The 23,379-nt window shown below is 58.0% G+C and carries 23 protein-coding genes; 10 read left to right on the top strand and 13 right to left on the bottom strand.

All coding sequences use genetic code 11. From position 1 onward, the window contains the following. Positions 1–66: 66 nt before the first annotated feature. Together phaZ and BFV97_RS03740 are read left to right on the top strand one after the other, a co-directional pair. Positions 67–1,371: a polyhydroxyalkanoate depolymerase gene (gene phaZ / locus BFV97_RS03735; protein ID WP_069299073.1), complete on the top strand. Its 1,305-nt coding sequence runs from the start codon at positions 67–69 to the stop codon at positions 1,369–1,371. Positions 1,372–1,423: 52 nt separating this feature from the next. Continuing rightward, positions 1,424–2,497: a DUF2855 family protein gene (locus tag BFV97_RS03740; RefSeq protein ID WP_069298940.1), complete on the top strand. Its 1,074-nt coding sequence runs from the start codon at positions 1,424–1,426 to the stop codon at positions 2,495–2,497. Positions 2,498–2,548: 51 nt separating this feature from the next. On the opposite strand, the gene BFV97_RS03745 is transcribed toward BFV97_RS03740, so the two are convergent. From BFV97_RS03745 to BFV97_RS03770, 6 genes are all read right to left on the bottom strand, one after another. Then, positions 2,549–4,972: a GcvT family protein gene (locus BFV97_RS03745; protein WP_069298941.1), complete on the bottom strand. Its 2,424-nt coding sequence runs from the start codon at positions 4,970–4,972 to the stop codon at positions 2,549–2,551. A gap of 140 nt (positions 4,973–5,112) precedes the next feature. After that, entirely contained in the window at positions 5,113–6,417 is a 1,305-nt protein-coding gene (locus BFV97_RS03750) for a branched-chain amino acid ABC transporter permease (RefSeq protein ID WP_069299074.1), read from the bottom strand. A 77-nt stretch (positions 6,418–6,494) separates the two neighbouring features. Then, positions 6,495–7,505 (bottom strand): branched-chain amino acid ABC transporter permease, encoded by a 1,011-nt coding sequence (locus tag BFV97_RS03755; RefSeq protein WP_069298942.1) that lies wholly within the window; start codon positions 7,503–7,505, stop codon positions 6,495–6,497. 97 nt (positions 7,506–7,602) lie between these two features. Beyond that, positions 7,603–8,310 carry an ABC transporter ATP-binding protein gene (locus BFV97_RS03760; RefSeq protein WP_069298943.1) on the bottom strand — a complete coding sequence of 236 codons (708 nt, stop codon included), beginning with the start codon at positions 8,308–8,310 and terminating at the stop codon, positions 7,603–7,605. Beyond that, a complete protein-coding gene (locus BFV97_RS03765) occupies positions 8,307–9,089 on the bottom strand; it encodes an ABC transporter ATP-binding protein (protein WP_069298944.1) in 783 nt (260 codons plus the stop codon). The genes BFV97_RS03760 and BFV97_RS03765 overlap by 4 nt, the downstream gene beginning before the upstream one ends. A 71-nt stretch (positions 9,090–9,160) precedes the next feature. Continuing rightward, positions 9,161–10,348, bottom strand: a complete 1,188-nt coding sequence (locus BFV97_RS03770; protein ID WP_069298945.1) for an ABC transporter substrate-binding protein — start codon at positions 10,346–10,348, stop codon at positions 9,161–9,163. Positions 10,349–10,503: 155 nt separating this feature from the next. Between BFV97_RS03770 and BFV97_RS03775 the strand changes: the two genes are divergently transcribed. After that, a complete protein-coding gene (locus BFV97_RS03775; protein ID WP_069298946.1) occupies positions 10,504–11,604 on the top strand; it encodes a PQQ-dependent sugar dehydrogenase in 1,101 nt (366 codons plus the stop codon). Here BFV97_RS03775 and BFV97_RS03780 read toward each other — a convergent pair. After that, complete coding sequence (locus BFV97_RS03780; protein ID WP_069298947.1) at positions 11,594–12,601, bottom strand: GlxA family transcriptional regulator; 1,008 nt, start codon at positions 12,599–12,601, stop codon at positions 11,594–11,596. The two genes, BFV97_RS03775 and BFV97_RS03780, sit on opposite strands and share 11 nt — an antisense overlap. 221 nt (positions 12,602–12,822) lie before the next feature. Here BFV97_RS03780 and BFV97_RS03785 point away from each other — a divergent pair, with 221 nt between their 5' ends. Beyond that, complete coding sequence (locus BFV97_RS03785; protein ID WP_069298948.1) at positions 12,823–14,193, top strand: class II 3-deoxy-7-phosphoheptulonate synthase; 1,371 nt, start codon at positions 12,823–12,825, stop codon at positions 14,191–14,193. A gap of 83 nt (positions 14,194–14,276) precedes the next feature. On the opposite strand, the gene BFV97_RS03790 is transcribed toward BFV97_RS03785, so the two are convergent. Then, the gene (locus tag BFV97_RS03790; RefSeq protein ID WP_157888259.1) at positions 14,277–15,038 is read right to left on the bottom strand and encodes a PAS domain-containing protein; all 762 of its coding nucleotides are present in this window, start codon (positions 15,036–15,038) and stop codon (positions 14,277–14,279) included. Positions 15,039–15,250: 212 nt separating this feature from the next. Here BFV97_RS03790 and BFV97_RS03795 point away from each other — a divergent pair, with 212 nt between their 5' ends. From BFV97_RS03795 to BFV97_RS03805, 3 genes are read left to right on the top strand one after another with little or no spacing between them, the layout of a single operon-like run. After that, positions 15,251–16,123: a YicC/YloC family endoribonuclease gene (locus tag BFV97_RS03795; protein WP_245667555.1), complete on the top strand. Its 873-nt coding sequence runs from the start codon at positions 15,251–15,253 to the stop codon at positions 16,121–16,123. A gap of 2 nt (positions 16,124–16,125) precedes the next feature. After that, positions 16,126–16,773: a guanylate kinase gene (gene gmk, locus BFV97_RS03800; RefSeq protein ID WP_069298951.1), complete on the top strand. Its 648-nt coding sequence runs from the start codon at positions 16,126–16,128 to the stop codon at positions 16,771–16,773. After that, positions 16,770–17,303 carry a gamma carbonic anhydrase family protein gene (locus tag BFV97_RS03805; protein ID WP_069298952.1) on the top strand — a complete coding sequence of 178 codons (534 nt, stop codon included), beginning with the start codon at positions 16,770–16,772 and terminating at the stop codon, positions 17,301–17,303. The genes gmk and BFV97_RS03805 overlap by 4 nt, the downstream gene beginning before the upstream one ends. Positions 17,304–17,316: 13 nt before the next feature. Here BFV97_RS03805 and BFV97_RS03810 read toward each other — a convergent pair whose 3' ends face one another. After that, entirely contained in the window at positions 17,317–17,919 is a 603-nt protein-coding gene (locus BFV97_RS03810; protein WP_157888260.1) for a histidine phosphotransferase family protein, read from the bottom strand. Between the two features lie 34 nt (positions 17,920–17,953). Between BFV97_RS03810 and BFV97_RS03815 the strand changes: the two genes are divergently transcribed. The 3 genes from BFV97_RS03815 (at position 17,954) to olsA (ending at position 19,822) form a co-directional block, all read left to right on the top strand. Next, on the top strand, positions 17,954–18,118 hold the full coding sequence (locus tag BFV97_RS03815) for a DUF3553 domain-containing protein (protein ID WP_069298954.1): 165 nt from the start codon (positions 17,954–17,956) through the stop codon (positions 18,116–18,118). Between the two features lie 127 nt (positions 18,119–18,245). Beyond that, positions 18,246–19,022 (top strand): GNAT family N-acetyltransferase, encoded by a 777-nt coding sequence (locus tag BFV97_RS03820; protein ID WP_069298955.1) that lies wholly within the window; start codon positions 18,246–18,248, stop codon positions 19,020–19,022. Further along, positions 19,019–19,822: a lyso-ornithine lipid O-acyltransferase gene (olsA, locus tag BFV97_RS03825; RefSeq protein ID WP_069298956.1), complete on the top strand. Its 804-nt coding sequence runs from the start codon at positions 19,019–19,021 to the stop codon at positions 19,820–19,822. Before BFV97_RS03820 ends, olsA begins: the two co-directional genes overlap by 4 nt. Here olsA and BFV97_RS03830 read toward each other — a convergent pair. From BFV97_RS03830 to BFV97_RS03845, 4 genes are all read right to left on the bottom strand, one after another. Further along, positions 19,805–20,428: a thiamine phosphate synthase gene (locus BFV97_RS03830; RefSeq protein WP_069298957.1), complete on the bottom strand. Its 624-nt coding sequence runs from the start codon at positions 20,426–20,428 to the stop codon at positions 19,805–19,807. The two genes, olsA and BFV97_RS03830, sit on opposite strands and share 18 nt — an antisense overlap. 202 nt (positions 20,429–20,630) lie before the next feature. After that, positions 20,631–21,908, bottom strand: coding sequence for a phosphopyruvate hydratase (eno, locus tag BFV97_RS03835; RefSeq protein WP_069298958.1), 1,278 nt, complete (start codon positions 21,906–21,908; stop codon positions 20,631–20,633). 45 nt (positions 21,909–21,953) lie between these two features. Further along, positions 21,954–22,880 carry a DMT family transporter gene (locus BFV97_RS03840; protein WP_083225478.1) on the bottom strand — a complete coding sequence of 309 codons (927 nt, stop codon included), beginning with the start codon at positions 22,878–22,880 and terminating at the stop codon, positions 21,954–21,956. Continuing rightward, entirely contained in the window at positions 22,877–23,311 is a 435-nt protein-coding gene (locus BFV97_RS03845; protein ID WP_069298959.1) for a Fur family transcriptional regulator, read from the bottom strand. Before BFV97_RS03845 ends, BFV97_RS03840 begins: the two co-directional genes overlap by 4 nt. Between the last annotated feature and the right edge of the window lie 68 nt (positions 23,312–23,379).

Here is a 23,379-nt window from a genome sequence, read left to right on the forward strand (position 1 = left end):
ACCTATCACTTTACGCAACATGCGGTCAAAGAGACAACAAAAGGTTCTACTGTGACCATTTATGATATGAGCGAAAGCATCCGCCAGACCAATGTCTGGGTCGGTGCGACAACGAAAGCCTTCTGGCAAAACCCTGCCTTTGCCGTGACCATGAGCCCGCTACCGGCGCTCTTCTCCGCTTGGGGTGAGGTCACGGAACGCAGTTTTGAAAAAGTAGCGACAAAACCCTCTTGGGGGATCGACAGCGTTGTGTCCGCGGATTCCGATTATCCGGTGACCAAACAGATCGAACTGGAGCTGCCCTTTTGCAACCTGATCCATTTCACCGCCGAACGGGACCGTCCGGTTCGCCGCCGCGTTCTGCTGGTGGCGCCCATGTCGGGGCATTACGCAACCCTGTGCCGCAAGACTGTGGCAAGCCTGCTGCCCAACTGTGATGTCTACGTAACAGAGTGGAAAAACGCGCGGGATGTGCCCCTGTCTGCGGGCAAATTCGATGTCGAGGATTACACCAAATATGTGGTGAAAATGCTGCGGCATCTGGGCGAGAATATCCACGTGATCGCCGTGTGCCAGCCTGTCCCTCTGGCGCTGGTGGCCACAGCCATGCTCGCCGCCGATGAAACCGCGCCGCAGCCGCGCACCCTGACGCTGATCGGTGGTCCGGTGGATCCGGATGCCAACCCGACCGAAGTGACGGATTTCGGCAACCGCGTCACAATGGGCCAGTTGGAACACAGCGTCATCACCCCTGTCGGCTTTGCCTTTGCCGGTGTCGGGCGCAAGGTCTATCCGGGTGCGGTTCAGCTGTCGTCGTTCATTGCGATGAACGCACAAACCCACGCCAAAGCCTTTGCCGACCAGATCGGTGCTGTGGCCCGTGGCGAAGCAGCGGATCTCGACCGTCACAACAAATTCTATGATGAGTATCTGGCCGTGATGGACATGCCTGCGGAGTTTTATCTCTCCACTGTGGACCGTGTCTTCAAACGCCGTGAAGTAGCGCGTAACGTGTTCAAAGTGGACGGCAAGCGGGTGGACATCAGCAAGATCACCAAAACCGCTGTCAAAATTGTCGAAGGCGGGCGGGACGATATTTCGGCGCCGGGCCAATGTCTCGCGGCGCTGGATCTGCTGCCTGATCTGCCCGAAGATATGCAGGAAACCTTTCTGGCACCGGATGCCGGTCATTATGGCATCTTCAGCGGAAGCGCATGGCGCAATGACATCCGCCCTGCTGTGCTGAACTTCATCGACAAACACAACGATGCACCGGAGACGTCGAAAAACGCCTCCGCCACCGGCAAGGCTGCAAAGGTTGTGGACAAACTGGCGCGAACTGACGCCGCGACAAAAGCGAAGAAGGCTTAACAGGCCTTCTTCCAGCGTGCAGGGTAAGGCATCCACAGGAGGAGCCTTACCCATGCCCGCAGTCACCCGTGTCCTGACCGACCAGAAAACCATTACCCGACAAAAGCTGGACCAAAGCGCAGCCGCAACGCTCGACGACGGGCAGGTGCGTCTGGCGATTGAGAGTTTTGCGCTGACCGCCAATAACGTGACCTATGCAGCGACAGGGTTTGACATCGGCTACTGGAAGTTCTTTCCGGTGGAAGAGGACGGGCAGGGGCTGGTTCCGGTCTGGGGCTTTGCCCGCGTGGTCGAGAGCCGATCGGAGGCACTGGAGGTTGGTGCGCGGTTGTACGGGTTTTACCCGATGGCCTCTGAACTGGTGATAACACCTGTTGCCCACGGACGCAGCGCAGTGCGGGACACGGCGCCCCATCGGGACGGTCTGCCGGAGGTTTACAACCTCTATTCCCGCGTTGGTCCCGCCGCATCCTCTGATCCCTATCAGGCACTGATGCAGCCGCTGATTGCCACCTCTTACCTGCTGTTTGACTGGCTGTCGGATAACGAATGGTTCGGCGCACAGCAAATCATCATCGGCTCTGCGTCCTCGAAAACGGGCCTCGGGCTTTGCGCCTTTCTGTCGGAACAGGTTGGCCGGCCATACCAAGTCGTCGGACTGACCGGCGACAAGAATGCGGAATTTGTCAGGGAACTGGGGTTTTGTGACCAAGTGCTGACCTATGGAGACGTCGGCCAACTGGATCGGGTGGAATCTGTCTATGTGGATATGGCGGGCAACGCGACGGTCAAACAGGCACTGCATGCGCGGCTCGACGGTGTGTTGAAACATTCCAGCGCTGTCGGGCTGAGCCATTGGGACCAATTCGCAAAATCCGAAGGGTTGGCCGGACCCAAACCGCAATTCTTCTTTGCTCCCGCCCAGATCGCCAAGCGCAAGGCGGATTGGGGGAAAGGTGTGATTGAGGGCAAGATTACAGAGGTCACCGCGCAAATCGTGGCAGATGCAGCGCGGTGGCTGACGCTGGAGACCCACGATGGTCTGGAGGCTGCCTTGCAGCCTTTTACCGATCTGGCCGAAGGACGGGCCGATCCAAAGACAGGGCATATTGTGCGGCTCAGTTAGGATTGCCTGCGGCGCGGATATTTTCGGAAAATGGAGGCGGGATTATGCCGGTCAGCCCCGCATTCTAAGCATTTCGGGGTCGAACAATTGGGTCGTGATCCGTTTCGCGGGGCGCATCTGGCCAAGGATTTCGATTTCCACCTGAAGGTCGTCTGTGATCCGGTTGCTCGGCACAAAACCGAAAGCGATGGATTTCTGCGCGTGGTGGGAATAGCCGCCCGACGTGCAAAAGCCGATAACCTCGCCGTTGAACCAGATAGGCTCATAGGCGTTTACGTCTGCATCCCGTGCGTCCACTTCAAAGGTGCAGAGTTTGCGGGCGGGACCGTTTTCCCGCTCCGCCAGTGCTGCTTGTTTTCCGATGAAATCTGCCGGTTTGTCATAGCTGACAAACCGGTCCATGCCGGTTTCCGCAGGGGTGTAGTCCGGCGAAAATTCTGCGTTCCACGAGCCGAAAAAGCGGTCCAGTCGCAGCGACATCATCGCCCGCATCCCAAAGGGCTTCAGCCCGAGGTCTGCGCCAGCGGTTGCCAGTGTTTGGTAAAGCGCGCGCTGGTTCTCTGCGTCCACATAAATTTCATACCCGAGGTCTCCGGTATAGCTGACCCTTTGCACCAGCGCATCGCAGAGGCCAACGGAGAGGTGTTTTGCATGCATAAAACGGAACGCCGTGTTCGAGACATCCGCGCGGGTGCAACGGGTCAGCAGGTCCCGCGCGTTCGGACCGGCAATTTGAAAACCGATCCGTTGTGTAGAGACGTTTTCGACCTGCACATCGCCCGACAGGTTCCGGAGGAACCAGCGCATATGGATCGCTTGCATCCCGAAGCTTGCCGTCAGTTGAAAGCGGGTTTCCGACAGGCAGGTTACGGTAAAATCCCCCAGCAGTTTGCCCTTGGGTGACAGCATCGGCGTCAGTGCGATACGGCCCTGTTTCGGGATGCTCCCTGCCATGATCCGGTCAAGCCAACTGCGGGCATCCCTGCCGGAGACGATGTATTTGCCGAAGTTATGGATTTCGTTGATGCCGACAGCCTCGCGCACGGCTTTTACCTCTGCGGCTGTGGCGTCCCATGCGTTGGAGCGGCGAAAGCTCGGGGTTTCAACACGCGGTTCGCCTTCGCGCGCGAAGTAATTGACGACTTCCATTCCGTATTGTGCCCCGAAAACGGCATTTTGCTGATCCCAGATGCCATAGGCCGGCGTGGTCTGGAACGGCCGCCCCGCGGGGAGTTCTTCGTTCGGGTAGGACACGGAAAAGCGTTTTTGGTAGTTTTCAACCACTTTGGGCCGTGTGTATCCCGGTGTGATCCAGTCCCCAAAGCGGGCCACATCCATCGCATAGACGTCTCTTTCGGTTTCACCCTCCACCATCCATTGCGCCAGCATCAACCCGACGCCACCGCCTTGGGAAAACCCTGCCATGACACCGCAGGCGGACCAGTAGTTGCGCAGTCCGGCGATCGGTCCGACCAGCGGATTGCCATCAGGGGCAAAGGTGAAAGGGCCGTGGATCACCGATTTGACACCTGCGGTTTCCAGCGCCGGAAAGCGCCTGTAGGCAAAGGCGATGCTGTCTTCGATCTTGTCGAAATCGTCTGGCAGCAGTTCATGGCCAAAGTCCCAGGATGTACCGTCCACGGCCCAGGGGCGGCAGGGTTGTTCGTAAAAGCCAATACACAGGCCACGGCCTTCCTGCCGCAGATAGCTTTCGCCGGAGGGGTCCATCACATGGGGGTGTTCCCCGCCGCTGTCGATTATGTCCGAGATCATCGGGATGGCATCGGTCACAAGATACTGGTGTTCCATCGGGTGCAGCGGCAGATAGACCCCTGCCATCGCGCCCACTTCCCGCGCCCAGAGACCGGCGGCATTGACGATATGTTCCGCGTGGATCGTGCCTTTGTCCGTCACCACATCCCATGTGCCATCCGCCCGCTGGTTTGTTTCGCGCACCATGCAGTGGGTCTCAACCGTTGCGCCGCCCATGCGTGCCGCTTTGGCGTAGGCGTGGGTGGTGCCAGAGGGATCGAGATGCCCGTCGAGCGGATCGTAGAGCCCGCCGATCACGCCTTTGGTATTGGTCACAGGGGCAATGCGGGCGATTTCGTCCGGTGTGACGATTTCCGTCTCCAGCCCCATGTAGCGGTGCTTTGCCCGCTCTGCGAGCAGCATGTCCATCCGCTCCGGCGTGTCGGCCAGTGTCACGCCGCCCACATGGTGCAGCCCGCAGGACATGCCGGTGAGCGCCTCCAGTTCCTTGTAGAGCCGGATGGTATAGCCTTGCAGCGCCGCCATATTGGTATCGCCATTCAGCGTGTGAAACCCGCCTGCCGCGTGCCACGTAGAACCGGATGTCAGTTCCGAACGTTCCACCAGCAGCACATCGGACCAGCCGAGTTTGGTGAGGTGGTAGAGCACCGAGCAGCCGACAACGCCGCCGCCGATGACACAGACCCGAGTGGTGGTTTTCATGGTGAAACTCCCGCGTGGTGGACGGGATCAGGCTGGACGGGTTTGTCGCAATTGGCAAACCGGTTTGCGACAGGTTTTGTCGCGAACTCCGGTGGAATGCCAGAGGGCTTGAACAGCCCTCTGGCGGCAGGGCGTGCCTGCTATTTTTCCGGGATCAACCCGCGCGGGCTGAACCGCAGGACCAGAAGCAGGATAAGCCCCATGGTCATCAGGCGCATGTGCGCTGTGGAGTTTAGCAGATGGATGCGCAGGGCGTTATCCTCTGCCATGCCCGATGTGATGGTCTGCATCAGCCATGTTCCGATCGGCTCTGCCTGAATCCAGAAGAACCAGACCACAAAGCCCCCCAGAACCGCGCCCCAGTTGTTACCGGAACCGCCAAGGATCACCATGACCCAGATCAGGAAGGTAAAGCGCAGCGGCTGGTAGGCGCCGGGTGTAAGCTGCCCGTCGAGCGTGGTCAGCATCGCTCCGGCAATGCCCACAACGATAGAGCCGAGCACGAAGACCTGAAGGTGGCGGGCCACAACATCCTTGCCCATCGCATTGGCCGAGACTTCGTTGTCACGGATCGCACGCATCATCCGCCCCCAAGGGGAGTTCAGCGCCCGTTCTGACAGCCACAGCACAATCAGCAGTACCACGGTAAACAGGATCGCATAGCAGAGTTTGACAAAGACCGATGACGACAATGCGGGATCCTGCCCCAGTCGGGTCGCCAGATCCACGAACCATTGGGACTGTTGCAGGTCGATTTCATAAGGCACGGGCCGTGGCAGGCCGGAAACGTTTTTGACGCCCCGGGTCAGCCAGTCTTCGTGCTTGATGATCGCCACGATGATTTCGGCAATACCCAGCGTCGCAATCGCCAGATAGTCCGAGCGCAGGCCAAGGGCGGTCTTGCCGATCAGCCATGCGGCCAGTCCTGCAAAGACGCCGCCAACCGGCCATGCCAGAATAATCGGCAGCCCCAGCCCGCCGAGATAGCCTTCGGAGGCGGGGTTCACGTCTTCGATGGCGTCTCTGGCCGGGCCGTAGAAGTAGCGGATCACGATCAATCCGATCACGATAATGGCAAACAGCGTCAGGCCACGGGCCATAGAGGGTGCCATATTGCGGTAAGCGTAGATCGCCGCCATGACCGTGACCACGGCAAGGATAAACGACACGAAAATCCCCAAGGCTCCGGCGGCCCAGGCATCGGCAACAGGATCGGCAGAGATCAGAACCGCAGCAACGCCGCCAAGGGCGGCAAACCCCATGATCCCTACGTTGAGAAGGCCCGCATAGCCCCACTGGATATTCACCCCGAGCGCCATGATCGAAGAGATCAAGCAAAGGTTCAGTAGCGCCAGCGCGACGTTCCAGCTTTGGATCATGCCGACAATGATGATCAACAGCGCCATGATCGCAAACAGCGATACATTCCTGATCCGGTCCGGCAGCGGTGCCAGCCCCACCAGACGGGGGGCCAGTGACACCACCAGCAGCGCAAAACAGGCGAGTCCGAGAAGTGTTACAATCATACCGATTTCCCCGCGAAAATACCTGTGGGACGGAACAGCAGCACCAGCAGAAGGATCATAAAGCTGACCGCGAATTTATAGTCTGTGGACAAAAGCTGCACCAGCGTATCAGGCTCCCAGCTTTCGGGGACCAGATAGGCGATGAATTTCTTATAGGCATAAGTGACCATGATTTCCGAAAAGGCGATCACAAAGCCCCCCGCAATCGCCCCGAGCGGCGAGCCGAGGCCGCCGACAATCGCCGCCGCAAAGATCGGCAGCAGCAGTTGCAGATAGGTGAACGGCTTGAAGGATTTATCCAGCCCGTAAAGCGTACCGGCGATGGTGGCCAGTGTTGCGGCGATGATCCACGCAACCATGACCACTTTGTCAGGGTTGATGCCTGACAGCAGGGCCAGATCTTCGTTATCGGAATAGGCGCGCATGGATTTGCCGGTGCGGGTGCGGTTCAGGAACCAGAACAGCGCGATCACCACCAGAATGGCAGTCACAACCGTGATCCCCTGAGAGACCTTGAAGGACAGGCCTTCTTCCAATCCGGTCATCTGCTTGAAGGTCCGGGCCTTGATGATAAATCGCTCGCCATCAGCAAATTTCTGGTCGTTCGGTCCAATGATAAAACGGACAACACCGTTGGTAACAAACATCACACCCATCGAGGCGATCAGAAAAATAACCGGCGCGGCCTTCTGGCGGCGGTAAAAGCGATAGACGATCCGGTCCGTTGCCAGCACGAAGCCGATGCAGAACAGGATGCCAAAGGGCAGGGCCAGCAGGGCGGTGGGCAGCGGATCAATGCTGATCCCCATAGACTGGAACCACCATGTAAACAGGATCGTGACCATGGCACCAAAGGCCATTGTGTCGCCGTGGGCGAAGTTGGAGAAGCGCAGGATACCGTAAATCAGCGTGACCCCGAGCGCCCCCAGCGCAAGTTGGGAGCCATAGGCGATTGCGGGCACCAGCACGAAATTTGACAATAGGATAAAGGCGTTCAGGAGTTCCATGACAAGGCTTTCTGATGGCTGGCGGAACGGACGGGCGTCACCGTTGTTCCGGAAAAGAGAGGGCGGGCCGCAGAGCGGGGCGGGACAGTGCTGCGCATCATCCCCCCAAAAAGCTCTTGCGGACTTCGGGGTCGTTCATCAGCGCTTCGCCGGTGTCGGTAAAGCGGTTGCGACCCTGCACCAGAACATACCCTTTGTCCGCGATGTTCAGCGCCTGACGGGCGTTCTGTTCCACCATCAGGATGGAAATGCCGGTACGGGCCACCTCGATGATGCGGTCGAACAACTCGTCCATCACAATCGGAGAAACCCCCGCAGTGGGTTCATCCAGCATCAGCAGTTTGGGCTGGGTCATCAGGGCACGGCCCACGGCGACCTGCTGGCGCTGCCCGCCGGACAGTTCGCCGGCATTCTGGCGGCGCTTTTCCTTCAGGATGGGAAACAGTTCGTAGACCTGCTCCATCGTGCCGTTAATATTGTCACGGCGCAGGAAAGCCCCCATTTCGAGGTTCTCTTCCACGCTCATGGACGGAAACACATTGGAGGTCTGGGGCACAAATGCCATGCCCTTGGCCACGCGGTCTTGCGGTGTCAGATGGGTAATATCCTCACCATCCAGTGTTACGCTGCCTTCACGCAGGTTCAGCATTCCGAAGACGGCTTTCATCGCGGTGGATTTGCCCGCACCGTTGGGTCCGACGATAACAGCGATTTCGCCCTCGGCGGCCTCAATTGTGCAATCGTGCAGGATGTCCGCACCACGGCCATAGCCGCCGGTCATGTTGCTGGCTGAAAGATAGCTCATGCGCTCACCTGCGGCTTGTTCTTCAGGCCGGTGCCGAGATAGGCTTCGATCACCTGCTCGTTGGCCTTGATTTCGTCGATGGAGCCTTCGGCCAGCACGGTGCCCTCAGCCATGACAATCACCGGATCACACAGACGTCCGATGAAATCCATATCGTGCTCGATCATGCAAAAAGTATAGCCCCGTTCCTGATTGAGACGCAGGATGGCATCCCCGATGGTGTTCAGCAGGGTGCGGTTCACACCGGCGCCCACTTCGTCCAGAAACACGATCTTGGCATCGACCATCATGGTGCGGCCCAGTTCCAGCAGCTTTTTCTGACCGCCAGACAGATTGCCCGCCAGTTCGTCGGCTACATGGGAAATTTCCAGAAATTCGATCACCTCATCCGCTTTCTTGCGGATTTCGGCCTCTTGACTGCGCACAAGGCCCGGTTTGAACCAAGCGTCCCACAGACGTTCGCCCGCCTGATCGGGGGGAACCATCATCAGGTTCTCGCGCACGGTCATGGTGGAAAACTCATGGGCGATCTGGAAGGTGCGCAGCAGACCGCGGTCAAACAGGGAATGGGGGGGAAGGCCGGTGATGTCCTCTCCGTCCAGCAGCACCCGTCCACCGCTGGGTTTGTGAACCCCTGCAATCACGTTAAAGAGTGTAGTTTTGCCCGCGCCATTCGGGCCGATCAGCCCCGTGATGGAGCCTTTGGCGATTTCAAGCGAAGCGTCGTTCACAGCATAAAAGCCGCCGAACCGCTTCACCAGATTTTCAACTTTGATCATGGTGTGTCAGCCGATCTAAAAAAAGCAGCCCGCAAGGTGATTGCGGGCTGCTTAGATGCGTCAATGAGCGATTATCGGAAACCGACCGTGGACAGCGCACCGTCCTTGATCTCGATCTCGCGGTAGCTACCGGCACTTTCACCTGCGCCGATCAGTTCCACGTTGGACGCGCCAACATAGTCCACGTCACCGCCACCTGCGATGATTTCCAGCGCCTTGCCCAGTTCACCCGGCATGATTTTTTCGCCCGGTGCGTTGGCCACATCCATGATCTTCTCTTTGTAAACAGAAGGATCGGTGGAGTCTGCGGCCTGCATCGCCAGTGCGATCAGCGCTGCGGCGTCATAGGATTCCGCAACATAAGGTGCAGATGCGTCCACATCAGCCATCTGGTCGTTCAGCATGCCAGCGCCTTCGCTGTCTGTGCCCGGGGCCTGACCGAAAGAACCATCAAGGTCCGAACCGATCGCTTCGGGCAGGCTGTCACCAACCATACCGTCGGACAGTACGAATGTGTCAAAAGCACCGGAATCAAGCGAACCTTCAATCACGCCTTTACCACCTTGGTCGAGGTAGCCGACAACAACCAGAACATCACCACCGGCAGCGGCCAGTGCGCCAACCTCGGCAGAGTAATCCGCCTTGCCGTCTTCGTGTGCAGCAGAGATGGTCACAGTGCCACCGGCAGCTTCAAAGGAAGACTGGAACGCATCGGCAAGACCTTTGCCGTAGTCGTTGTTGGTGTAGGTGATCGCAACGGATTTGATGTCGCGGTCCATAATCACTTCGGTCATCACCTCACCCTGACGGGCATCGGAAGGGGATGTACGGAAGAACAGGCCGTTGTCTTCAACATCGGACAGCGCCGGCGACGTCGCGGATGGAGAGATCATCACCATGCCGTTGGCAACAGCAACGTTGGTCAGGATCGCAGTTGTCACACCGGAGCAGTCAGCGCCTACAATGCCGGACACACCGTCGGATGTGATCAGACGTTCGGCAGCGGCGCTGGCCGCAGCAGAGTCAACACAGGTGCTGTCTGCACGGACCGGCGTGATGGACTTGCCGCCCATGAACTTGCCGGATTCAGAAACTTCGGACATTGCTTTTTCCGCACCGGCAGCCATTGCGGGTGTGAGCGATTCAATCGGACCTGTAAAGCCGAGGATCACGCCCAGTTTGACGTCTCCGTGGGCTTCGCCAAAGGCGGTTCCGGCCAGCGCAACAGTGGCGGCGGACGCGAGCAGTAGTTTTTTCATGTGTTCTCTCCCTGCATGAATAGTAGGCAGGGACACTAGAGAATACGGTGCCAATTGCAAGGGTATCCTTGCTGTACCAAGGGTCAAATGGCATCCTTGTCCAGAGCCAGTTTTGCCGCAGGTAATATAGTGAAAGCCGGAAAGGGATTTTTGTAATGAAAATGATATTAATGGCCGTAATGCTTTGCTTTTCTTCCGCTGGCGTGCTGGCGCAAACCGTAAAAACCTCGCTTGGAACCTTGCAGGTGACACAGCTTGCCAAAGGGCTGGACGAGCCTTGGGCCGTTGCGATTCTTCCCGATGGACAGTTTCTGGTGACAGAGCGCAAGGGACGGCTCTGGCTGTTTGACGGCAAAGGCGGCAAGACCCGCGTATCCGGCGTGCCAAAGGTCTATGCCAAGGGGCAGGGCGGCTTGCTTGATGTGGTGCTTGCACGGGATTTCGCCCAAAGCGGAGAGCTGTTTTTGACCTATGCGAAATCTCAATCGGGCGGGGCGGGCACAGCGCTTGCCGTGGCGCGGCTTGATGGGCAAGCTGCCGCCCTAAGGGATGTTCGCCTGTTGTTTGAGATGAAACCGGGCAATCGCGGCGGGCGGCATTTTGGGTCGCGCGTGGTCGAGGCTGAGGATGGTACGTTGTTTGTAACCCTGGGGGAGCGGGGTAATCGCCCGCTGGCGCAGGATCTGTCCACCCATAATGGAACGGTCATTCGGGTGGCCCGTACCGGTGGTGTGCCCAAGTCGAACCCTTTCATTGACACCAAAGGGGCGCTGCCTGAAATCTGGTCCTACGGTCATCGCAACGCACAGGGCGCGGCGCTGGATAAATCGGGGCAGTTGTGGCTGGTGGAACATGGCGCAAAAGGCGGGGATGAGGTGAACCGCGTAGAAAGAGGGGCGAACTACGGCTGGCCCGTGATTTCCTACGGCGAGCATTATTCAGGCGGCAAGATCGGGGAAGGCACGTCCAAGGCAGGGATGGAGCAGCCGGACTTCTACTGGGACCCCTCTATCGCGCCATCGGGCATGATGATCTATTCGGGACAGATGTTTTCAGAATGGAAGGGCGATATTTTTGTCGGATCACTGAAATTCGACCATATCGCACGGCTGGACCGCTCCGGCACGAAACTCTCTGCCGGAGAGCAGTTGAAGTCCCGCGAAACCGGACGGGTCCGCGACATCCGGCAGGCACCGGACGGGTCGATCTGGTTTCTCAGCGTGGATCGGGGTGGCTTGTTCCGGATCAGTCGTTAGGTTTCAGGTCCGGATTGCGCGACGCCTGCGAGCCCCGTTCGCGGTAGGGGGTGGTGTCGTACTGTGCGCGGTAGCATTTTGAAAAATGTGATGGCGAGGCAAAGCCGCAGGCCAGCGCCACATTGATCACTGACATCTCTGTCTGCATCAGCAGGTTGCGCGCCTTTTGCAGCCGCAATTCCATATAGTACCGTTTGGGGGACCGGCTGAGATAGCGGCTGAACAGACGCTCCAACTGGCGGGTGGACATGCCCACATCCTGCGCCAGCACTGACGGGCTGACTGGTTCTTCGATGTTGCTCTCCATCATCTGGATCACAGTGGACAGTTTGGGATGCCGTACCCCGATGCGGGTCGGAATCGACAGGCGCTGTTCGTCCCTTTCACTGCGGATGTTGGTGTGCAAACACTGGTCCGCCACCCAGTTGGCAATATCTTCACCGTCGCGGGTAGCCATCAGTTTCAGCATCAGGTCCAGCGATGACGTGCCACCGGCGGACGTGAACCGGTTGCCGTCAATCATGTAGACCGACTTATACAACTCTACCTCGTCAAATTCCTCGGTGAAACTGTCGTAGTTTTCCCAGTGGATTGTACATTTCTTACCGTCCAGCAATCCGGCCTTGGCCATCGTATGCGCACCCGTACACAGCCCGCCAATGGACACGCCCTTGCGCGCCTCGCGGCGCAGCCAGTTCATCACCGGTTTTGTCGAGGTCCGGTCGATCTCCAGCCCGCCACAAATCATGACGGTGTCTTCCCGCGCGATGTCCCCTAGTCCGGCATCGGGCATGATGCGGGTGCCGTTGGAACAGGCCACCGGCCCGCCGTCCTCGGTTATGATGCTCCAGCTGTAGCGCAGGCGTTTGTCAAAACGGTTCGCGATACGCAAGGAATCGAGTGCCGTAGCAAACGGCACCAGCGAAAACTGGTCAAGCAACAGAAAGACGTATTTGCGTGTTTTGGTTTCGACGAGGGAAGGTCTGGCTATGGGCATGGCGGCAACGTTTGATAGGCCCGAATCACCGGGGCAGTTTGTGTCGTGGTCAACTTGTAAGTTTTTGCAAATTTGTCACAAGGGGTTAACGTTACCATCCGAATGCTTTTCAGACCCGTCAAAAACCGCCAATCCCCGATGATACGATCCAAGGGGTTCTGGTCAAAGGGCAGGGGCTGTTGTATGACCGGAATTCCGATACCCCACCAAGGAGAGACCCGATGACTTCGGCTTGGAAAAAATCTGACTGGCGTTCCAAAGAGCGGATTCAGATGCCGGACTATACCGACGCGGCTGCACTGCAAGCAGTGGAGACCCGGTTGTCCAGCTATCCACCGCTGGTTTTTGCGGGCGAGGCCCGTGCGCTGAAGGCGAAACTGGCGGCTGTTTCCCGTGGGGAGGCGTTTTTGCTACAAGGCGGCGATTGCGCCGAAAGCTTTGCGGAATTCAACGCCGACATGCTGCGTGACACCTATAAGGTGATGCTGCAGATGGCGGTGGTGCTGACCTATGGCGCCAAAGTGCCTGTGGTCAAAGTGGGCCGTGTTGCCGGCCAATTCGCCAAGCCCCGCTCTGCCGGGACAGAAACCGTTGATGGTGTGGAATTGCCGTCCTACCGCGGTGACATCATCAATGACATTGATTTCACACCGGATTCGCGCATTCCCGATCCGAACCGCATGCTGCAGGCCTACACACAGGCGGCGGCGTCTTTGAACCTGCTGCGCGCGTTCTCTATGGGCGGTTTTGCAGATATTCACCGTGTCCATGAATGGAACCTCGGCTTTGCCAATGCTGCGGGCGCGGCCGAGAAATACACCCAGCTTGCCAACCGGATTTCCGACAGTCTGGATTTCATGACAGCGGCGGGTGTCACGTCTGACAATACGTCCTCGCTGCATACGGTGAATTTCTACACCAGCCACGAGGCCCTGCTGCTGGAATACGAAGAAGCGCTGTGCCGGATTGATTCCACCAGCGGCCTGCCGGTTGCAGGCTCCGGTCACATGATCTGGATCGGGGATCGCACCCGCCAGCCTGATGGCGCCCATGTAGAGTTCTGTCGCGGCGTGCAAAACCCGATTGGCCTGAAATGCGGTCCAACCACAACGGCCGAGGATCTGAAGGTTCTCATGGCCAAGCTGAACCCTGAAAATGAAGCGGGGCGCCTGACCCTGATCGCCCGCTTTGGCGCCGGTTCCGTGGCGGATCACCTGCCGCGCCTGATTAAAACAGTGCGCGAAGAAGGGGCCAATGTGGTCTGGTCCTGTGATCCGATGCACGGCAACACGATCAAATCCTCTTCGGGTTACAAAACACGCCCCTTCGACAGTATTCTGCGCGAAGTGCAGGAGTTCTTTGGCATCCACAAAGCCGAAGGCTCGGTTCCCGGCGGTGTGCATTTTGAGATGACCGGCAAAGACGTAACCGAATGCACAGGTGGTGTACGCGCGGTTACGGATGAGGATCTGTCAGACCGCTACCACACCGCATGTGATCCGCGTCTTAACGCGTCACAGGCGCTGGAACTGGCGTTTCTGGTGGCAGAGCAACTGGAAGAACGTGTCGAGGCACAACGTCAGGCTATCTGATCTGTAAACCTCACTGGAAAATAAAAAACGCGGCTTTCGGGGCCGCGTTTTTTTATGGATAATCGGAATGCCTCCGGTTTTGTTTACTCATTCTTAATCAATCGCAGGTAGGGTTTCCCTACTGCCAGACGTCGGGTGGTGGATTTAGTACCGGATTTGGGTCGGTGAAGGCCCTCAAATTGCGGGGCAGGGTCTTGGAACCCTTTCGGTTTGTCGGATGCCGAAGGGATGGTATGTCCGGAATCCTGCTGGCGTCCCTGTGGTGAACCCTGCGCCGGTCTGTGCGCCAGGCTGTCGGGGGGTGTCGGGTCTCGCCCGTCGAAACCCAAGGCTCCCCTGTGCGTGGCGTTCACGTCCATGGCCCCAACGATGCGAGTCGTCTTGACGTCGTGTATGTCGAATCGGGCGGGACGCTGTAGCGGCGGGTCGTCAGACACCAGACAGCCCAATATCCGCGAATACTGGCCCTCTGCATTCTGCATGGGCAGCAAAAGCATGCGGGCGTTCAAGGTCGGTGCGTCATGGGAAGGAGACTTTAGAACCAGTTCGATAATCTTGGGCGCTGTAACCATATCATCTAACACGCGGCCCAATTCGTCCCGATGGCCAATTTCAAACAAGGCCCGTGCCGGCATTCCGCGCAATTCCATGCCTAACATCCTGCACAGCCCCATACCGGCAAGCCTGAAACGCACAACTAGCGGGTTTTTATACTCCAGCACGAACACATGGTCGATGACATGGCTGATCTTGTATGGGTCCAGTTCCGATCGCAGCGGGGCAAGGCGGCCCGCCCGCAAACCTTCCCAGTAATTAAAGACGTCGCGGATGACTGGATCCTGCATATCGGTGTGCTTTCGGGCCAGATGCAATACCTCTGCATCGCCCCTTCCTATCTTTGAGATATGATATCGCATAAGTCACCCTTGCGTATTTTGCACGCATTTGTTGAGAACCGTAGTGTATTTTGATAGGGATTTTTTAACAGTCCCCTTGCCGACTATCTGGCACAAAATCGATTCAAAAGTGAGGCATATCTTCATAAATGGTTAATTCTATGACGGCCTTCGCGTCGGCCAACGGCAGTAGTGGCGCAGTGTCCTGGGCTTGGGAAATCCGCAGTGTTAACGGGCGCGGGCTGGATGTGCGGATGCGTCTCGCGGATGGTTTTGACGGGCTGGAGGCTGACGCCAGAAAGCAGATCGCCGCGATTTGCAAGCGGGGCACGCTTACCATTGCGCTGCGGGTCAGACGCAACACCGTGGCCCGCTTTGCACAGCTTAACCCTGAAGGTTTGCAACGGGCACTCGATGCCGCCAGAACCGCAACACAAGCGGCCAATGTCGAAACTGCCCCGCTCGACATTGCAGCCATCCTTGCGCTGCCCGGTGTGTTTGGCACAGCAGAGACAGAGGCCGACCCGCTCGGCGCGTTGAATGATCCGGTGAAGAAAGATTTTGAAACCGCGCTAACGGCTTTCGCGCAGGCCCGCGCCTCTGAAGGTAAGGCGCTGGCAGAGGTGCTAGCACAACAGATCGACCGGATCGACAGGCTGTGCGCCCAGGCGGGTGAAGTGCTCGACCGGCGGCGGGATCACGTGGCGGAGACCATGAAACAGAACCTTGCCCGTGTTCTGGGCAGCACGGATGCGGTGGACGAACAGCGTCTGGAGCAGGAACTTGCCCTGCTTGCGGTGAAGGCGGATGTTTCGGAAGAACTGGACAGGTTGCAGGCCCATGTCAGCGCTGCCCGCGATCTGCTGGAGCAGGAAGGACCTGTTGGCCGCAAGTTCGATTTTCTCACGCAGGAGTTCAACCGCGAGGCCAATACCCTGTGTTCCAAGGCCAATTTCACTGATCTGACAGGGATCGGACTTGACCTGAAAGCTGTAATCGACCAGATGCGCGAGCAGGTGCAAAATGTGGAGTAACCATGTCTGAACAGATACGATCCGGGCTTCTGATCATTATTTCATCGCCTTCGGGTGCGGGAAAATCCACGCTGGCGAAACGGCTGCTGGCCAAAGATCCGGCGATTGATTTTTCGGTCTCCGCCACCACCCGCCCGATGCGTCCGCAAGAGGTTGAGGGCAAGGATTATTACTTCAAATCCAAAGATGAATTTCTGCGCATGGTTGCGGATGGTGAAATGCTGGAACATGCCGAGGTGTTTGGCAATCACTACGGCTCGCCGCTCGCCCCTGTTGCAGCGGCGGTTGCGACTGGGCAGGACGTGCTGTTTGATGTGGACTGGCAGGGCGGCCAGCAGATTCGCGCCTCCAGCCTGCGGGATAATGTGGTGTCGATCTTCTTGTTGCCCCCGTCGATTGCAGAACTGGAAAGCCGTCTCAACGCCCGCGGACAGGACAGTGAGGAAGTGGTTAACAACCGCATGGCCAAAGCGCGGGACGAAATCAGCCACTGGCCGGAATACGACTATGTGCTGGTGAACGAGAATCTGGAAGCTTGCGAAACCCAGTTGCGCTCTATTGTGACGGCAGAGCGTTTGCGGCGCGACCGTCAACCCGGTCTGGTGGAGCGGGTTCGCGAACTGAATGCAGAATGTGAGGCAATGTTATGATCTACGAACTGGATGGAATCGCACCGGAACTGGCGGCGGACGGGGATTACTGGATCGCGCCGAGCGCCCAGTTGATGGGGCGCGTGCGGATCGAAAGCGGCGCCTCGGTCTGGTTCGGGGCCGTGCTGCGCGGCGATAATGAGCTGATTCTCTTGGGGGAAGGCTCTAACATTCAGGAAAATTCAGTGCTGCACACGGATATGGGGTATCCGTTAGCGATCGGTAAAAACTGTACCATCGGGCATAAGGCGATGCTGCACGGCTGTACCATCGGGGATAATTCCCTGATCGGAATGGGTGCAACGGTGTTGAACGGCGCAGTGATTGGTAAAAATTGCCTGATCGGTGCAAATGCGCTGATTACAGAGAATAAAGTCATTCCGGATAATTCTCTGGTAATGGGCGCACCCGGTAAGGTCGTGCGAGAGTTGGACGCGGCGGCTCAGGCCATGCTGACCAAATCCGCCGAAGGCTATCAGGCAAATATGCGGCGCTTTCGCAAGGGGCTGGTTCCGGTGGATGCCGGATAATCCGCCCACCCCGTTAATGAATTGTTATGTCCAGTGTGGTGTCGCTGAACCGCACATCGATGTCCCGCCCGAGTTTCAGAGCCTGCAAGCGGGCCAATTCAAAATGCACTAATGACGACGTCAGGGTTGGCTGGGCAGTTTCCGCAGACAGACACCCCCAGAGTGCCGGATCATGCCGCACCTCCTTGGCGTTGGTGTGTAAGTCAATCACATCGTCCCTTTGGTGGAGCTGGATTTCCCCGCCATAGGGCAGTGCGCTTTCACAGCATTGTATTAGTAAAAACAGCAGCTTGGTCAACGGTTTCGCCGTGTCTTGCGAAATCCGCCACTGGATGGCGATCTTGCGTTCCGCAAAGTTTGCGGACAACAACTGCTGCGCCTGTGACGGGGCCATTTTGGTCTGGCTATTGGCAAACCCGTAGGCAACGCGAATGAACGCCATCCGTGCAGTTGCGCAATTTACACTATCCGCAAGCAAGACCGCTTCGGGGCAATCTGCTACGCCGGACAGTTCCAGCAGCTCCACACCATTGGCGATAGCGCCAAGCGGACTGGCAAGGTCATGGCAGATTCTGGCGCTGATGAGGGCTGTAATATCGTCGGAAGTATCATACATAGGCGTCACCAATAGGTTTAACAAAAGGCTTTCCATGATTGAGTTTCTGACACCCGGCCAGTTGGTGCGCAATCCCGAGCATCCTGAATGGGGGCTGGGGCAGGTTCAATCTGTTATAGACGGCAAAATAACCGTCAATTTCGAAGAGGTCGGCAAAGTGGTAATCAATGGCGACCATGTGGCCCTGGAGCCAGTGTAGCTGGCGTGCTGTGGAATGAGTATGCTACTTTCAGTTGAGTTTTCAAGTTTTTTTCCTGACGTGCGGTTTGTCTGCAAAAATACGCCGATTGGGTTAATAATTTCCTAATTGGCAGGGGAGGTCCCAGATGATCGTGAATACATCACATTTCACCCTGAAGCTGGCAGAGAGCGAACAAGAGCTCGCCGCCGCCCAGCGCCTGCGGTATCGCGTTTTTGTCCAGGAAATGGGCGCCCGTCCCGCCTTTGACGGAGAGGCTGCGAACCGCGAGTCCGATGCTTTTGATCCCTATTTCGATCATCTCCTTTTAATGGACACGCGGATTCCGGACACTGACAATAACGTCGTTGGGGCCTATCGCATGATGCGCAGTGAAACTGCCGCAAAGGCGCAGGGATTTTACGGTGCGCAGGAATATGATTTGGGTCCGATCATCCGGTCGGGACGCTCTGCTGTGGAACTCGGGCGCAGCTGTATTGATCCGGCCTATCGCAACGGCATTGCGCTGCATCTTTTGTGGCAGGGGGTGGCGGAATATGTGTTGCGCAACCGGATTGAACTGCTGTTCGGCGTGGCTTCGTTTGCCGGAACCGATCCGACGGCTTATGCCGACGGTCTGTCCTACCTGCACCACGGCCATCTCGCCCCGCCGCAGCTGCGGGTGGTCGCGCGGCAAAGCGCCCGTGTCCGAATGGACATGAAGCAAGCCGATGCGATTGACCGCGTAACTGCGGTGCGTCAGATCCCCGCGCTGATCAAAAGCTATATCCGGCTTGGGGGCTGGGTCGGAGAAGGGGCCTATGTGGATCGGGATTTCAACACGATTGATGTGTGTCTCGTGCTCGACCAGCAGAATATTCCTGCCAAACAGAGGGCGCAACTGTTGCAGGGGCTGGCGGCATGACCACTTGGGATGACGGCAGTCGCGCCGTGGTCAAGCCATTCGGCGTTATGGGCTGGCTGCGCTGTTGCCTGCGTGTGGCGGCGATGGCGGTGATTATTTTCGGTCTGATGGGGCCAATGGTTATGCTGCGGATTTCAGGATTCACCGCGGCGGCACAATGGGTTGTCGGGCTGGCCTGTCGCGGTGTGTTGCGGGTGATCGGCCTACCTGTGATCCTTACAGGCACCCCTATGCCCTATGGTGGCGCGGTGGTGGCAAACCATTGTTCGTGGCTGGATATTTTCACGCTGAACGCAGTGCAAAAGGTGTTGTTTGTAGCCAAAGCCGAGGTGCAGCACTGGCCGCTGATCGGCCTGATCGCCCGCTCGGTGGGCACGATCTTTATTGAGCGGCGTACCAGTCATGCCGCCCGCCACCGCGCCCTTGTGCTGGACTATATCGCGCGGGGGCATCGGTTGTTGTTCTTTCCCGAAGGCACCAGCACGGACGGGCAGCGGGTGCTGCCGTTCCGCTCTACCTTGTTTGCGGCCTTTATGGAGCCTGATGTGCGAGAGCGACTTTGGGTGCAGCCGGTTACACTGAATTACATCGCGCCCGCGGGAGAAGATCCGCGGTTCTACGGCTGGTGGGGGGATACGGCCTTTGCGCAGGACCTGTTCCGCGTGTTGGCCCAAGGGCGGCAGGGGCGGGTCGAGGTGGTATTTCACCCGCCGGTTCAGGCCGCCACTGTGGCATGTCGCAAGGATATGGCGCGGCTCTGTGAGGCCGCCGTGCGCAGTGGGCTACACAATCCGCTCTAGATAGGCTTTCAGCGCGGCGTCCGGCCCGTCCTTTGCAGACCAGAGTTCCGGACCAAAGGCAAAGAAATCTGTGACAGGGGCCAGTTTCGCAGCCATCTCAAGGGTAATCGCGCCTTCGGCAACCACCGGAAGCTCGATCATTTCGGACCACCATTCAAAGGTGTCAAAATCCACTGGATCGGACACAGACAGCGGGTTTTCCGCCAGCGGACCAAAGGAAATGTAGTCGGCACCGGCCTCGCCCGCGGCCATGCCGGTATGACGGGAGTTTTCACAAAAGCTGCCGACAATCGCATCGTCGCCCAGAAGTTTGCGCATGTCGCGCACCTGTCGCGGCCCGTCCGTCAGATGAACCCCGTCCAACCCGTGAACCGCCGCGATCTTGCCGTGGTTTTCCACCACCAGTGGCACATCGCGGGCATGGCAGACTTCGCGCAGGTTATCAGCCGCGCGGCCAATATCCTCTGCCGCTTCGGAAGCACAGCGCAAGCGCACGCAGGCCACCTCAAAATTGTCGAGCATCCGGCTCAGCTCTGCCGAGAAGGCGGAAAGCTCGAACTGCGGGGGGGTGATAAGGTAAATCTGGGGATGTTCTGGATCGGCCATGACTGCACCTTTGGACTTGTGACGGGTGTCTTATCGCCTGCGTAGCCTGTCGTCCAGCAATTTAGCAAGAGCCGCAGCGCCCAAGCACGGTTCCGAGACCAAAATGGCACATTTCCAGCGCCGGATTACCGAAGGAGCAGACCGCGCCCCATAAAAAACCGGACGCACGCGCCCGGTTTTTTGTGTTTGCAAAGGGGGAGGCTTAGCCGCGCAGAACGGATGTCCCTGCATATTGCGCCACATCGCCCAGCATTTCTTCGATACGGATCAGCTGGTTATACTTGGCGAGCCGGTCTGAACGAGCCAGAGAGCCGGTTTTGATCTGACCGCAGTTTGTTGCCACTGCGAGGTCGGCGATGGTGGCATCTTCGGTTTCGCCAGAGCGGTGGGACATCACCGATGTAAACCCGTTGCGCGTGGCCATATCGACGGCTTCGAGTGTTTCGGTCAGCGTGCCGATCTGGTTCACTTTCACAAGGATGGAGTTGGCGCAGCCCTCGTCGATACCACGGGCCAGACGTTTGGTGTTGGTGACGAACAGGTCGTCGCCCACCAGCTGGCACCGGTCCCCGATTTTATCGGTCAGAGTTTTCCAGCCGTCCCAGTCGTCCTCGTGCATACCGTCTTCGATAGAGATGATCGGGTACTGGTTTACCAGATTTTCAAGGTAGTCCGCATTTTCACCGGACGACAGTTTCTTGCCTTCGCCTTTGAAGTTGTAAAGACCGTCCTTGTAATATTCCGATGCGGCACAATCGAGCGCGAGGTAGATGTCCTCACCCGGTTTGTAGCCAGCCTTCTCGACGGATTTCATGATGAAATCCAGCGCGTCAGTGGTGGAATTCAGGTTCGGTGCAAACCCGCCTTCATCGCCGACGCCTGTGTTGTGGCCGGCTGCGGACAGCTCTTTTTTCAGGGTGTGGAACACTTCGGCACCCATGCGGATGGCTTCGCGCACATTGGGTGCGGACACCGGCATGATCATGAATTCCTGAATGTCGATCGGGTTATCCGCATGTTCGCCGCCGTTGATGATGTTCATCATCGGAACAGGCAACCAACGCGAGGACGTGCCGCCGATATAGCGGTATAGCGACTGGTTCAGCGTTTGGGCTGCGGCTTTGGCTACGGCCATAGACACACCCAGAATAGCGTTCGCGCCAAGGCGGGATTTGTTTTCGGTGCCGTCCAGATCAATCATAATGTTGTCGATAACCAACTGGCGGGTGGCATCCACACCCAGCAGCGCCTCGGCAATTTCACCGTTTACGGCTTCGACCGCTTTAAGAACACCTTTGCCGAGATAGCGGCTTTTGTCACCGTCACGCAGTTCAACCGCTTCGTGAGCACCTGTAGAGGCACCCGAGGGCACGGCGGCGCGGCCCCATGTACCGTCTTCCAGCAGGATGTCCACTTCGACGGTCGGGTTGCCCCGGCTGTCGAGGATCTCGCGTCCGGTGATTTCAATAATTGCGGTCATGTCAAATTCCTCTTTTCAGTTCGTTCGGTTAACAGGGCATGTGGCTTATGCCGCTACGGTTTGGGGAGGGATGGCGCGGGCCAGTCTGCGTTCGCGCAGCCAGACATAAAGTCCGGCCGCTACAATCACAGCGGCGCCAAACAGGGTTTGCAGGGTCAACACCTCGTCAAAAACGATGACAGAGAGGGTGAAGGCAAAGATGATGCGGGAATAGCGGAAGGGGGCCACGGCGGAAATATCCCCGATGCGCATGGCTGAGGTGATCGCGAAATACCCGATCCCCGAAAACACGATCAGTCCGCAAATATAGCCCGCAGTCAGCAGGTCCGGAATCTGCCACGGCGCACCGAACAGGGACAGGATCACACCGGCGATTGCCACCGTGAAGAATCCCCATGTGGAGGCTTGCAGGTTGGGTACGTCCTTTGGGATGAACCGCGTGGACAGATCCCGCCCCGCAAGGCCGAACACGCCGATAATCGCCAGCAGGGAGCCGGTGGAAAACAGGGCGGGATGGGCCTCGGTTGTTTCTGCAAAAGGGTTGAGAATAATAAGAACGCCGCTCATCCCTACAAAAATCGCGCTCCAGCGCCGCCAGCTTACAGATTCCCGCAGGAACAGTGCCGCGCCAAGCGTGACCAGCAGCGGGGTGACTTGCAGGATCGAAGAGGCGGTTGAGAACGGCAGGATGGTCAGCGCCATCAAGAAACCGCAAGCGGCGACGATTTCTGCAACGCCGCGGCTGAGGATCGCAGGGTGCAAAATACGCCGCGACAGAACCGGTGTACCGCTGGCTTTGGTCAAAAGCCCGAACAGCACCGTGCCGCCAATCCCCATAAAAAACATCACTTCGGACGGGGGCAGCGTCAGCGCGGCCAGTTTGACAAACATATCCGTCGCGGCGAAGGCCGCCATTGACAGGATCATCATCATGATCGCGCGCAACGTGTCGCTTTGTGGGGCGAATATCACTTCTTCGACCGTTCTTTCCCAGTATCGCGGGGGACGCCGTAAAGTTCCATTTTATGACCGCGCAAATCATAGCCGAGCTTGGCGGCGATGCGTTCCTGCAATGCCTCGATTTCGGGATCGACAAATTCGATAACCTCGCCGGAGTGCAGGTCGATCAGGTGGTCGTGGTGGTCGCGCTCTGCGTCTTCATAGCGGGCGCGGCCATCGCCAAATTCCAACCGCTCCAGAATGCCCGATTCCTCAAACAGTTTCACGGTGCGGTAAACGGTTGCGATGGAAATTCCGCCGTCCACCTCGGAGGCGCGGGCGTAGAGTTCTTCCACATCGGGATGGTCTTCGCTGTTCTGCAAGACACGGGCAATCACACGGCGCTGCTCCGTCATGCGCAGGCCCGCAGCCTCGCATCGCTCTATGATTGTGGGTGGTGTCATGGCCGAGTCCCTCTTGTTGTGAGGGGTTTTAGCGGCCATGGCGTTTGGTGCAACCCTGTTAACGTTCG

The organism is Neptunicoccus sediminis (assembly GCF_001719615.1).
GTDB lineage: Bacteria > Pseudomonadota > Alphaproteobacteria > Rhodobacterales > Rhodobacteraceae > Amylibacter > Amylibacter sediminis.